At 52.3% G+C, this 12794-nt stretch carries 12 protein-coding genes and 4 pseudogenes; all 16 read right to left on the minus strand.

Annotated features, from left to right (window positions below):
* A partial coding sequence (locus DWV57_RS13845; RefSeq protein WP_133303657.1) for a C40 family peptidase occupies nucleotides 1–1868 on the minus strand: 1868 nt, incomplete at its 3' end.
* Nucleotides 1865–2761 carry a DNA (cytosine-5-)-methyltransferase gene (gene dcm / locus DWV57_RS13850; RefSeq protein WP_120021087.1) on the minus strand — a complete coding sequence of 299 codons (897 nt, stop codon included), beginning with the start codon at nucleotides 2759–2761 and terminating at the stop codon, nucleotides 1865–1867. The genes DWV57_RS13845 and dcm, both read right to left, overlap by 4 nt.
* Nucleotides 2758–3945 (minus strand): annotated as a pseudogene (locus DWV57_RS14700) (PrgI family protein); the annotation flags it as partial. The gene dcm and the pseudogene DWV57_RS14700, both read right to left, overlap by 4 nt.
* A pseudogene (locus DWV57_RS14635) lies at nucleotides 3940–4680 on the minus strand (CD0415/CD1112 family protein); the annotation flags it as partial. The pseudogenes DWV57_RS14635 and DWV57_RS14700, both read right to left, overlap by 6 nt.
* 103 nt (nucleotides 4681–4783) lie before the next feature.
* Nucleotides 4784–4876 (minus strand): annotated as a pseudogene (locus DWV57_RS14995) (Maff2 family protein); the annotation flags it as partial.
* Between the two features lie 90 nt (nucleotides 4877–4966).
* Entirely contained in the window at nucleotides 4967–6577 is a 1611-nt protein-coding gene (locus tag DWV57_RS13865) for a recombinase family protein (RefSeq protein WP_120021089.1), read from the minus strand.
* 111 nt (nucleotides 6578–6688) lie between these two features.
* The gene (locus DWV57_RS13870; protein ID WP_002569233.1) at nucleotides 6689–6877 is read right to left on the minus strand and encodes a transposon-encoded TnpW family protein; all 189 of its coding nucleotides are present in this window, start codon (nucleotides 6875–6877) and stop codon (nucleotides 6689–6691) included.
* Nucleotides 6874–7236, minus strand: a pseudogene (locus DWV57_RS13875) (ATP-binding protein); the annotation flags it as partial. The gene DWV57_RS13870 and the pseudogene DWV57_RS13875, both read right to left, overlap by 4 nt.
* Nucleotides 7226–7621, minus strand: a complete 396-nt coding sequence (locus tag DWV57_RS13880; RefSeq protein WP_120021090.1) for a sigma factor-like helix-turn-helix DNA-binding protein — start codon at nucleotides 7619–7621, stop codon at nucleotides 7226–7228. The pseudogene DWV57_RS13875 and the gene DWV57_RS13880, both read right to left, overlap by 11 nt.
* A gap of 162 nt (nucleotides 7622–7783) precedes the next feature.
* Complete coding sequence (locus DWV57_RS13885) at nucleotides 7784–8101, minus strand: hypothetical protein (protein ID WP_243032367.1); 318 nt, start codon at nucleotides 8099–8101, stop codon at nucleotides 7784–7786.
* A gap of 229 nt (nucleotides 8102–8330) precedes the next feature.
* Nucleotides 8331–8531: a helix-turn-helix transcriptional regulator gene (locus tag DWV57_RS13890; protein ID WP_032747079.1), complete on the minus strand. Its 201-nt coding sequence runs from the start codon at nucleotides 8529–8531 to the stop codon at nucleotides 8331–8333.
* Nucleotides 8532–8533: 2 nt separating this feature from the next.
* On the minus strand, nucleotides 8534–9199 hold the full coding sequence (locus DWV57_RS13895; protein WP_050540877.1) for a DUF3796 domain-containing protein: 666 nt from the start codon (nucleotides 9197–9199) through the stop codon (nucleotides 8534–8536).
* Between the two features lie 214 nt (nucleotides 9200–9413).
* On the minus strand, nucleotides 9414–9554 hold the full coding sequence (locus DWV57_RS13900) for a Maff2 family mobile element protein (protein ID WP_044960906.1): 141 nt from the start codon (nucleotides 9552–9554) through the stop codon (nucleotides 9414–9416).
* Between the two features lie 47 nt (nucleotides 9555–9601).
* Nucleotides 9602–11425 carry a VirD4-like conjugal transfer protein, CD1115 family gene (locus DWV57_RS13905; RefSeq protein WP_120021091.1) on the minus strand — a complete coding sequence of 608 codons (1824 nt, stop codon included), beginning with the start codon at nucleotides 11423–11425 and terminating at the stop codon, nucleotides 9602–9604.
* Nucleotides 11422–11892 carry a PcfB family protein gene (locus DWV57_RS13910; protein ID WP_120021092.1) on the minus strand — a complete coding sequence of 157 codons (471 nt, stop codon included), beginning with the start codon at nucleotides 11890–11892 and terminating at the stop codon, nucleotides 11422–11424. The genes DWV57_RS13905 and DWV57_RS13910 overlap by 4 nt, the downstream gene beginning before the upstream one ends.
* Before the next feature lie 100 nt (nucleotides 11893–11992).
* A partial coding sequence (locus tag DWV57_RS13915) for a DUF6017 domain-containing protein (protein ID WP_120021093.1) occupies nucleotides 11993–12794 on the minus strand: 802 nt, incomplete at its 5' end.

The following is a 12794-nucleotide window of genomic DNA, read 5'->3' on the forward strand; positions in this document are numbered from 1 at the left end:
ATACCGCAATGGCTCACGCCGGGGGTATCGTAGGTTCCCTTGAAAAACACAAGGTCGCCCGGTTTGACCTGCGCCGTCGAAACAGGAGTACAGAGGTTGTAAAGGCCCTGTGCGGTCTGGCGGCCCACGTTCCAGCCGGAGTGATTCAGCACCCACGAAATGTAGCCGCTGCAATCAAAGCTGGTGCTGGGCGAACTGCCGCCCCACACATACGGGTAGCCGATGTACTTCGTGGCTTCCTCCATCATTGCGGCGAACTTATCATCTTTGAGGGCTTCCGGGGAAATATCGTAGTAGGTGGGCTGCTTGATGGTGGACGCATTGGGGTATTGCGCTTTGCCGAACAAATCCGGCCGGTTGCCCAGCGTGCGCATATAGAGCGAATAAGCACTGAGTTGTTCTTCGGTCAGCACTTCCACAGGCAGATGGGATAAATCCTTGTTCTTCAGCTTGACCGTGCAGATGTAGTATTCATACGGTTCTTGGTAGGTGATAATTTGCGGCACACCATACGGGCCAATAATGACCATCATTTTTGTACGGTAACGTATCTGCATGGTCACGGTCTCGGTCAGGATGTACTGCTTTTCAAAGAGCATTTCAAGTTCGCCCTGCACCTCGGCCAATGTAAAAACGCCATCATGGAGTGCGGACAAAATCGAGATCAGCACATAGGGGTCATGCTCGATTTCGTCCAGATAAAAATGGTATTCATCGTAGTTGTGGGTGGCCTCGTAGGTGTCGAGATACCGTTGCAGTTTTTGTTCCAGCTTGGCGTAGGTTTTTTCTGCACCCAGCATATCCTTGTCCTTGGAAAAGTAAGAGGATGCCGTCACGCCGGTTCCAGCGGTGCCCGCCATCACGGTGCAGGACTGCAAACCCGTTATCAAGAGCAGAGCCAGCAGACCGAACACCGCCACGATCAGAATGGTTTTCCAGTTCCGGGCCGCAAATTCGGCTACCCGTTCGCCGCCCTCGGCCGCCAGCTTTGTTACCCGGAAACCGTTCTCTGCGGTGGCGGCTGTACCCTGCGCGGCGGCTTGTCCGGCCTGCCGTGCAGCTTTGGCATACTGCTGTTTGATACGCCGTTTCTGCCACATCCGGGAAATGGGGTTGCTGGCCGCCTGTGCAAGCTGCGGATTATCCCGCAAGGACTTCTGGTAGAAAAACTCGGCGTTGGCCGAACGCAGTTCCCGTTCTGCCTTTTCCACGGCCTTGTAGGGCTTCATCTTGTGGTGCCGGATGCCGCTGCGGATGGCCTTGGCAGTCTGCCGCTCCACCAGTTCTTCACCCTTGTGGCCGCCCTCCACGCCCACATTTTCGTGTTCGACCTCGTGGATTTTCCCGTGGGCGAACAGCAATGCTTCCGAAAGCGGACGGCTGGCCGGGTTTGGTTTCAGGCTGGGCGGGCCTTTGTCCTGCTGCTCAAAACGCAGGGTGGATTTTGCCTTGCCGCTGGCGGCATCGTAGACTTTTTCCTTGACCGGGACGCGCTTTTTCGGCAGAGCGGCGCGGGCAGCATCCAGCTTGTCAGCCTTTGCTTCCGCTTTGTGGATATACGGCTGCAACGCCGGGTCTGCCCGTTCTTCCTCGGTCAGTTCCAGACGGGAAGCAGAGCGGTGCAGGCCATCTTCGCTTTCGGCAGTTTCCGCAGCTTGCTTGGCCTTTTTCTTTGCCTTGTGCTTGTCCTTGATGTCCTCGACCCGTTCTAAGATTTTTTCAGCCTTGCCCTCGGCATCCGTGGAGTAGTCCTGTTCCGCTTCCCGACTGGAAACATTCTCTACAGTGCCGTCCGCTTGATTTTCCACCACCAGACCGTCACGGGTCATGGTCTGGGTGACTTTGGCTTTTGCCTGCAATTCTTTCAAGGTTCTTCACCTCCCATCGGGCAGCAGCTTGTTTCAATGTCCGCAATGTATTTGAGAATCGGGAACACCTGCGGCGGCGAAACCGCATTGCCCAGCGTTTTCATCCGCTTGCTGCGGTTCGGCACCTCTTCGGTCAGGCGCGGGATGTCGGCGGGTTCTTCGGCCCAAAGGGAATGTCCGTCCATTTGCGCGGGAAACCCATCAGCCACTCTACCCAGTCCGGGTTGAGGTAGGGCCTTTCCAGCGTGGTGGGGGTCATGCGGTAGACCACATGAGAGAGCCGCGCCGTCCATGCTTTGCCATCCTTGTTCATCTTGCGATAGCTGCCGTTCGCAGAGATTTGGATGTCCAACCCCTTGCCCACATCCCCGGTGTCGCTGGCAAGGGGTGTGGGAAGCAGCGGAGCCGATGATGAATACCCGTTTCCGTTCGTGCCACGCGCCAACGGCAGCAGCAGGTAATACGAAAACCCGAACATCGTAACCTGCCTGCTCCAAGTCAATGAGCGTTTTGTCGAGCCCCATACGGAGGAAGCCAGCAACATTTTCTCCAAGCACCCAACGGGGCTGCAATTCCCGGATGACCCGCAGCATTTCGGGCCACAGGTAGCGTTCATCGTGGAAGCCGCGCTGCCGCCCTGCGGTGGAGAACGGCTGGCACGGGAAGCCGCCTGAAATGAGGGTGACGGTGCGAAGTCCGGTTTTTTCAAAGAAAGCCTCCTTTGTTACTGTGGTGATGTCCTGAAAGCGGGGCACCTCCGGCCAGTGGCTTGCCAGAACAGCGGCGGGAAAGGCCGCCCACTCGCATTGGCAGACCGAAGTAAAACCCGCTGCTTCTGCGGCAAGGTCGATGCCGCCGATGCCGGAAAACAAGCTGAAATGCGTTAGGCTCATAGCTCCACTACCTCACTGAGCCGGGTGGTCATAATCTTATAGAGCTGGGTGTTTTTCGGGATGGGGTTTGAGAACGGCAGCACCACATTCTCAAAAATCAGCAGTCCTTCGCCCGGTTCCGAATTGTCGATGTACTTCTGCTGGTCTGCGGAGAGGTTCAGCCGTTCCGAAAGGATTTTGCGGTCGCCGGATGCCTGATTCAGCAGCGTGATGAAGTCGCTGTTTTCCAGAATGTTCTCGATCTCCGGGGAAGAAAGAAGGTCCTTCACATTCTGGGTGGCGCCCGTGGGTACGCCGCCCCATTTGCGGAAGCGTTTCCAAATCTCGGCACTGTACGCAGCGGTCTGTTCCTCTTTCAAGAGCAAATGGAACTCATCCGCAAAGTACCATGTGGCCCGGCCTTGGCTGCGGTTCTGGGTGACGCGGCCCCATATCTGGTCTTGGATAATGAGCATCCCCAGTTTTTTTAACTGCTTGCCTAACTCTTTGATGTCAAAGGCCACGAGCCGGTTGTGGATGTCCACATTCGTTTTGTGGTTAAACACATTCAGCTAGCCGGACACATACAGGTCGAGTGCCTGCGCTACCCGGTCCGCTTCCGGCAAGTGCTGGTCGAGCAGGGCTTGGTGCAAATCGGAGAGGATGGGCATATTCTCTGGGCAGGGGTTTGCCAGATAGGGGCGGTAGATGACTTTCACGGCACGGTCTATCACGGTGCGTTCAATCGCTTCCAGACCTGTTTTGCCGCCCATGACCAGTTCACAGAACGACAGCACAAAATCCGATTTTAGGGCCAAAGGGCTGTCATCTTCGGAGTAGTTCAGGTTGATGTCCAAAGGATTCACATAGTCCTTGCTGGTAGGCGAAAGTTTGATGACCTGCCCATGCAGCCGCTTGACCAGCGGGTAATACTCGGCCTCTGGGTCTGAAATAAAAATATCGTCAGCAGTCGTTAAAAACACACTGACGATTTCGGACTTGCAGCTCATGGATTTGCCGCTGCCGGGCGTGCCCAGCTTCAAGCCGTTGGGACACCGGGCCTGCTTGCGGTCCAGCATGATCATGTTGTGGGATTTTGCGTTGATGCCGTAGTACATGGCCGCACCGCTCTGGAAAAGCTCCTGCGTCACAAAGGGCACGAACACCGCCACGTTGGAGGTGGTAAGGCTGCGCTGAATCTTTATCAGCACCGCATAGATGCCCACGACAATCATAATCAGGAACGCTTGGAAACCCAGTGCCAGCAAAGACTTCAAGTAGTTCTGCCCGGTGCTGCGCCACTCGCTGCTGCCCATGGTCGCCAGCGGGATAGGGCCTAACGCTGTGACCACATAAATTTCAATCATGCGTCCGTAGGTCACAAGAAAGATGCAGATGGACAGGATGTTCATGGTCAGGCCCACTACAAGGGTCTGGAACCACAGGCTGAGCAGACTGCCGATGGTCATGCTTTCCAGTTGAAATTCCAGTCCGGGTATCAGGCGGTCAAAGTGGATGGATGTTTCACCGATGATAACGCCGGAACTTTGGTTGACAACGCTCTGGGTGGCATCGAACACGCCCATGACGATGTTCCATGTATTGCTGACAATGAGGATGGCAAAAGCAGACTTGAAAATCCAGCGGAAGAACATGGAGGTGTCAAAGTCGTGCATATTGTTCTTTTCGGTAATCATCTGGATAAGCTCATGGCACATCACAAGGGCAAGGATGGCTGCCGCAATGGGAAGCACCACCGTTTCGGAAAGACTGCGCAGCATATTGAAGATGCCGCTGTTCCATGCCTGCGGGGTGGAGCCAACGTCCGAAGCGATTTCGCCCACCTTGGCATTCACGTTATCGAACAGGCCGGAGAGGTTGCCCGTGATACCATCTATCAAAATGCCTTTTATCCATTTCTCGATGATCTCACTAATCAAGCAAAGATACCTCCTTTCCCGCGCCCTCCCGGTTCGGTGGGAGAGCGCGGAGGAGGATTTTAAGTGTTAGTTGTTCGGAAAATTGTGGGCAGCGATGCAGGGCTTAGCCCAGCAGCCCGGACAGCAGCGGGACAAAGGTCACGCCGATCAGGGCAACGCCGCCGCCCGCGACCAGCTGCTTCACGCCCTGGCTCTTTACTGATGTGTGATAAAGAAGTAATAGAAGTGTAAAAAATTTTGCCGTTCCTATCCGGCACTTGCGCATTGTGTCGGATAGGTCGGGCGGTTATTCGGGCAAGTCCACCTTGCCAACAAAAGAATAATAAATCTCAATGTCCTGTCTGCGGGTCTTGTTCTCGTCATAGCTGCACTCATGCACAACGATTTTCTCTACAAACTCCCGCAGCAGAGTAGGGGTAAGTTCTTCAAAGCTGGTATGCCGCCGGACAACATTCATAAACTTTTCTGCGTTCACGGTGGCTTCCTGTGCTTTGGAAAGCTCCGCTTGGATAGCGGCGGCTCTTTCTTTCAGCTCCCGTTGTTCTGCTTCATAGTCTGCCGACAGCTCTGTGAAACGCTCGTCTGATATGCGCCCGGTCACGCTGTCCTCATACAGCCGCTTGAAGATAGCGGATAACTCGGCTATGCGTTTCTCGGCGGCTTCCAGTTCCTTTTTCTTGGCGGCGTTCCTGCGCTTGCCCCCGTCCTCGTTCTGCTCAATCAAGAGCTTCATAAACCGGGCTTCATGCTTTGCCGCATAGCTTGTCACTTTCCGCAGATTGGAGAGTACACCAGCGGTCAAGAGGTCGGTGCGGATAAAGTGCGCCGTACAGTCATGGGTGCGCTTCTTGTAGTTGCCGCAGATATAACAGTCCTGCTTGCGCTTGTCCGTCTGGTATCGCTGCTGATACATGACACTGCCGCAGTCCGCACAGAACAGTATGCCGGAGAACAAGCCCACTTCATCATAGCGGTTGGGGCGTTTGCGCTGCTTGCGAAGTTCCTGCACCCGTTCCCATGTCTGGGTGTCTATGATAGGCTCGTGGTGGTTCTCGAAAATCACTTGCTTCTCCGGGGGATTTTCTACGCTGTGCTTGACTTTGTAAGAGAGCTTTTCTGTCTTGAAGTTTACCAGACAGCCTGTGTATTCCCGGTTTTCAAGGATATGCACAACGGTATTGGTCGCCCACTTGCACTCATAGCCGGGGTGGTAGCGGCGGGTGCTGCCCGTCCTGCGGTATTCCAGCGTCCCCGGCGTGGGGATCTGCTGCTCTGTGAGCATACGGGCTATCTTGGTCGGACCATTCCCGGCAAGGCAGAGGTTGTATATCTGCTTGACTACGGGTGCAGCTTCCTCGTCAATAATGAAATTTTCGTTCTCGTCCATGAGGTAGCCATACACAGGCTTGCTTGTGATGGGCTTGCCACTCATGCCTTTTGAGCGTTTTACTGCTTTGATTTTCTTGCTCGTATCTCTCACCAGCCATTCGTTAAAGATATTCCGCAGCGGGGCAAAGTCATTGTCGCCCTGTGCGCTGTCCACTCCGTCATTGATAGCGATGAAGCGGACACCTTTCTGTGGGAAAATCATTTCCGTGTACATTCCCACTTGCAGGTAGTTTCGCCCTAACCTCGACATATCCTTTACGATAACTGTCCCGACTTTTCCGGCTTCAATGTCCGCAAGCATGGCTTGAAAACCGGGTCTTTGAAAGTTCGCACCAGAATAACCGTCGTCCGTGTACCAGCGCAGATTGGAAAAGCCGTTCTGCTTTGCATAGGTTTCAAGAATACGCTTCTGATTGGAAATGGAATTGCTTTCGCCTTGCAGCTCGTCCTCATGGGAAAGTCTTGGGTAAAGGGCGGTAATTGGTTGTTGGTTGGTCTGTCTTAACATAAAATCCTCCGTTTCCGACAGCCAGCCCCACTATTCCGTACCTTGATTGTACCACATGGGGCGGCTGTCTGTATAGCGGCAAAAGCGTCAAATCTGCTTCTTTATGGTCGGTCAAATCGCCGTTTTTTGTGTAGCAGCTTCCGCTTCCAGCACTTTCATCATCTTGTCGGCTGCGGTGTCGGTTGCGCCCTGCTTGAAGAAGCCGGAAACGGTAAGGACGGAGTTGCCCATGCGGATTTCCGTTACACAGTCCGGGCGGCGGTCTGTTTTGGTGGTGCTTGTCTGTTTCGTTTCTGTCATAGGCTCTCCTTTCGCTGCTTCATCAGCTGCTTTAAGCGTTCCAGCTTTTCCTGTGCGGTTTCCTTTCGGAAGTTGCTGCCCGTGAAGCGGACAGGGGCGCACATGGAAGTCAGCCTGTCATAGATACGGGCGTGGGGTGTGTCCTGCGGGTGCTGCAATTCCTCCAGCGTGAGGTTGGTCGTGGCGATCAGCGGCTTGCCGCTTCGGTAACGGCTGTCAATCACGCTGTAAACCTGTTCCAGCCCGTATTCTGTCCCTCGCTCCATACCGAAATCATCAAGTATCAGCAGGGGGTAGCTGCAAAGGCGGGAAATATATTCGTTCCTGCCCTCAAAGCTAGCAGCAAGGTCATTGAGTATGCCGCCCGATTGTGCTGCGTGTCCAGCCGCTTTGTTCTCCGATTTCTTTCTGCGTCAAGTGCTGAAAGTAGTACAAAAAGATTTCTTCCTGCGTCTGTTCCGGCAATCGGGCAAGAACAGCCGCAAGAGAACAGCTATCTAAAAGTATCGTCTGCCCCCGGACAGAGAACGGATAAGTTTCGCCATAGTCTGGAACTTGAAAATACTCGTCTATGGCGCTTAGTGGAACAAACTTTTCTTCGGTCAAGTATTCAAGGGAGATTTCCCGTTTCCACCTCGCTGCCAGCATACGGGCAGCGTCAAAGGACGCATGGCGAATAACAATCCGGCAATAGGTATCATGGGTATAGCGGATATGTTCTTGATAGGCTTCGTATTCAGTCATGGAAAATCCCCCTTTCTTCGATTATGGGAAAGGGCGGCAGCACTTTTTGCTGTCGCCCCTTGATTACCCACCAGCAAGGACAGTCGGAACTGTCAACGGCGGGCGCAGCCCGTTCATCTTGACCGTTGACTTGCTCCGCTGGTTTTGCTATTTTTAGCGACTTCATTCATCTATGCTTATCGTTTCATCACTTATTGCTGGCGGGTTATTCTGGGTATTGCTGTTGAGGTCTGGAACGCTGAAAAAGGCAGCAATAAAAATATTCACAAGAACGATTACTGCCAATATAATGGCAACAATTTTCCAGATACGACGTGAGCGGCGGTTCTTGATTGCCAGTTGCTCGTTTATTCTGGATAGTTGTTCGGCAACATCACTGGCGACATTTTCATTTTCAATTTTCGTACCCAGCAATTCACTGACAGATACCTCTAATATTTCAGCCAGACGAATAAGAGTATCAGCGTCGGGAACGGACAAATTTTTCTCCTATTTGGAGATAGTCTGTCTGACTACATGAAGTCTGGTTGCTAATTCTTCCTGTGAAAAGCCTTTCTGTTTTCTGAGAGTTTTTAGATTTTCACTAAACATGATGTGTTCCACTCCTTTGTCTTGGTAAATCAAAAATAGCATGATAGCTGCTATGCGGCAAGCAATGCAGATTAACATTAGCGCAACTGCCTATAAAATAAGCATAATTCCGCACAAATCACTTGAAAACGAATATTTCTTCAATCGGTGCTTCAACAACTCTTGAAATATCAATCGCCAGTTTAAGTGAGGGATTGTATTGTGCCTTTTCCAGCCGCATAATTGTTTCTCGCCGCACGCCTACCTGTGCCGCTAACTGCTCTTGTGTCAAATCCTTTAATAGCCTGTACTTTTTTAATCTACATTCAAAATCCGGCACGTTTATTCCTCGCTTTCATCAAACTGTTCATCGTTATCATAATGATATAGCAGATATTCGCTAAGGAATATTTCAAGTGCTATGGAGAGAGCTATAACAATAACAAGAGCAATTAAGGTATATTCAAGGTTATCCATGAGCTTTCCCTGTCCCAAAATGAGTATTGCAAGAAAAATAATGGACAGAGAAGTTTTGTTCGCTACACTTTGCGCTTTCATTTTGTTTTCTTTGTATCGTTCATCTATAAGAGTATTTGACATTTTTCCCTCATAGAAAAATCCGAAAAAGCCGAAAAACAGGAAAAACACAAAAGGAAAAATTGTCTTGTCAACGCTGTAAGTCCAAAATCCCAAAAATCCGGCAAATCCTAATAAACCTAAAAAACCCAGTTTGGGATTTATTGTTCTGGTGGATTGCAAGGTTAATTCCCTACGCCTGTTTGTTTTAATAGATTCCAAAAACAACACAACAATATTCACAATATACAAGGTAAGAAGTACGCCGGAAATAATCATAGGCAGGTCTTGCACTCTGAAAACATATTCAGATAAATCCATAGGCACAATAAACCTTGAATTGTTAAATGCTATCGTGTACCATGAAGATATTGCTACCAGCAGAGCGCATATCACGCCCAGGCAAATTGTGAGTTTCGTTCTTTTTTTCATAATGGTGTCCTCCGATGAGATGTATTTGTCGCTTTACAAGATAAATATATCACTTCAAAGGCTGGCTGTCAATAGGAAAGATACAAATACATCACTTTCCAAAAAATGCTTAGAAAGACAAAAGCTGATATAGGAAAATCCCCACATCAGCTTTTCGTATTGGTCTGTGTTTTGGAAATAGTGGCTGCTGTCTATCAAATTATCATTTGTTACTTTACCGCACATGAGCATTGCTGCCGGGGTTATCCTGTCCATAGCCCTCCAACAGGTTGATGCCGCCCCAGACACACAGGGCACCGCCCAGACCGACCACGATGGTCTGCAAAGTATCGACTGCGCTGTTGAAAAATTCCATAAGGTCCTCACTTTCTGCCGCTTGTTCTGCGGCACTCAAAAATTTTTTCAAAAAATGCCGCCCCATTCGGCGGCTGCATCTTCATCCGACAGGGCGATTTCGTACAGGTCAAAACTTTCGTCCTGTGCGACTACCTGCTGCCGTTTCCGGCGCAGGGTGGATAAGAACCTGTCCACATCAAAGGTATTTTTCTTGTCCGCGTCCGCAAGGTATTTGTAGTGCGGGTGCTTGGTGATGTCGAACTTCTCCGAGAAGAACGGCCTCACGCCCCGCAGCTGCAAAATACATTTGCCGCCGTCCATGATTGCGATTTCGTCCTCTGACATCAACGCCTTTCCTAATTTTTGATAGTTCAGTCCGTGGGAGGTTTGAGAACCCCGGTTTTCGCTGGTGTTGAAACTGTCGATGGTCTCTTTCCCCAGCGCATCGGAGATCTCTTTGGCATTTTTGCCCCGCCCACTCAAAAAGAGAACAGAATCGCAGTTGTCTGAAATGATTTCGGCCGCATCTTTGTAGATGGCTTTCAGCTGCGACTGGCTCTGCAAAATGATGGATGCCGAGATTTCCCGGCTGCGGATGGTGGCGATCAGCTTGTCGAAGTTTGGAATCTGCCCGATGTTGGAGAACTCGTCCAGAATCAGCCGCACATGGACAGGCAGCCGGCCGCCGTATTTATCATCCGCACGGTCACACAACAGGTTGATAAGCTGGCTTTGGAGCATGGCCAGAATGAAGTTGAAGGTGGTATCCGTGTCGCTCATAATCAAAAACAGCACGGTCTTTTCATCCCCGATGGTGTCCAGCTCAATTTCATCGTTCTCCATCAGTTCCCGTACTTCCCGGATGTCAAATGGAGCCAAACGGGCACCACAGCTTATCAGGATGGAGGAACGGGTCTTGCCCGCCGACAGCAAGAACTTTTTGTACTGCCGGACAGCGAAGTGGTCCGGGTCTTTCTGTTCCAGCCGTTCAAACATGAGGTCAACTGGGCTTTGAAACTCCGGGTCGTCCTCGCGGGCTTCACTGGCATTTATCATTTCCAGCAGGGTGGTGAAGTTCATTTCCTCTGCCGGGGCCTCGCACCAGATGTAGCCGATAAGCGCGGTGTAGAACAGCCGTTCCGACTTCACCCAAAAATCTTCTGCCGATTTTTCGCCCTCGCCCTTGGTGTTGGCGATAAGGGTATTCACCAGCTTCAGCACGTCCTTTTCCGAGTGGATGTAAACAAAGGGGTTGTACTTCATGGACTTGGAAAAGTTTATCGTGTTCAGGATTTTCACCCGGTAGCCTGCCCGCTGGAACATTTGGCCTGTTTCCAGAACCAGTGTGCCTTTTGGGTCTGTGACCACGAAGGAGGTGGGATAGTCGGAAGTGGGGAAACATTGCATGAGGTTGGGCTTCACATAGAAGCGGGTCTTGCCGCTGCCGGAGCCGCCGATCACAAGCCCATTTTTATTCCGAGCTGTTTTGGGGTCTTTGGGCCGCCCGGTCATGGTCAGGCGTTCGGTCTGGGTCAGCAGGATGTTGTTTTCAAACTTGGGGTCGATGTAGGGGGCAATGTCCTTGGCGGTGCCCCATCGGGCAGAGCCGTATTCCTCGCCCTTGCGGTACTTCTTGGCGTTCTTGCCCTTGCTGTACACGATGAGCCGGACAGCCACCGCCCCGGCAACGCCCACGCACAGGTCAAACGGATGCAGGCTGGGCAGCGGGTTTGCAAAGGCGGCGGAGATGCCGCTCGTCAGGTGGAGCAGCTTTGCCGAAGCATCCGCGCCCGCAGCCAGACGGTACGCCTGCCCGCATTTGGCGAACAGGTACACGAACAGCAGATACGGCAGATTCAGCAACAGCAGCTTTTTCAGTTCAGGCTTCATCGTTCCAGCCCCCTTTGCTTGATTTTTTCCTTCGCACGTTTCGGCTGCTGGGCCGCTTTCTGCTTGGCTGCTGCCAGCACCTTGCGGATAGAGGGCCGCTGCTCCTTGGTGAGCGTTTTGGCCGTGAACTCCCGGAACGCCTGTTCCAAATTGTCTGCATCCTTGGCCTTGAAGATCACGATGTAGTGGGGCGGCTGGGTGGTCTTGTCCTTGCGTAAGGCGAAGTCCACGCCGTACTTCTTGGCGCAGGGCTTGAACGCCCCGATGTTCGCCTCTGTGACTTCAATGTTGGTCAGGGCCGCGCCGTGGGCTTTCAGCTGTTTCAGGCTTTGCTTGCCGTGGTGCAGCTTTGGCCCCTTGGCCCGGTGCTGCAAGTATTTTTTCAGTGCAGCTTGCAACGCTTGGGCGGTGAGTTTGCCCGTTTTCATGGACAGGGCAATGGTTTTCTGGGTGACTTCTTCCTGCAATATGAAGCCCTCCTTGTTGCAGAAAATTCAGAGCGGCAGCTAGGGGGGAACCACCAGCCGCCGCAGGTAAAGTGGTCTCATGGATGGGTACTCCGTTCGGTCAGGTGTTGGGCGGGCGGCCCCAATCGGGCTGCGCCATATCGTGCGCCACGAGGGACGCATAGTAGCTGTTGATGGTGCTGGGCGCGTTAAAAAGCATGGCCCGCAGGTATTGCTTGATGTTGCGGACTTTGGTGGTGTTATCCCGCAGGCAGTCCATGACGAACTCGATGTGATGGCTGTCCAGCTTCAAGAATTTCGCCTTGACCAACTCTGCCGGGTAATCGTCCCCGGCCACCCGGATGGACTTGCGGCTGGTGCAGACGGTTTCCAGCAGGATGTCCACGATCTCGTCCAGCTGTTCCCGATCTATCCGGGGATTCTGGGTGAGGGTGTCATACTCGATGTTCTCCAGAATCAGGTCCCGGTAGATTTGATAGGCCGCTTCCTTTCGGCTTCCTGTCCGTTCCGGCGGCGGTGCCGCTGCCTCGTCCTCGTCCAAAGGCAAGGGGTTTGGGGAATGGATAGGAATGGAATCGGTATTTAATCTCTCTTTCTTTTGTTTTTCTGTAATTAGTTTATCTTTATTTAATTGCATTGGATTTTCCAACGTAGGGTTTTCCTGCGTGGGATTCTCCAACATTGGATTTTCCAATGTAGGTGAAACCGATGCAGGAATGGGCTGCGGCAGCTCGAAGATCACATAGTCTGCACCGCGCAGCCGCCCTTTCTCGTCCCGTTCTCTGGAACGCTGGATGTAGCCTGCCTGTTCCAGTTCCCGGATAGCCTGCCGTATCGCATCGATGCTTTCCCGGTTGATACGGGCCAGCCCTTGCAGGGTGTAGTCCCAATCTTCCGGCAGG

This window comes from Faecalibacterium sp. AF10-46, from assembly GCF_003604105.1.
Classification (GTDB): domain Bacteria; phylum Bacillota; class Clostridia; order Oscillospirales; family Ruminococcaceae; genus Faecalibacterium; species Faecalibacterium taiwanense.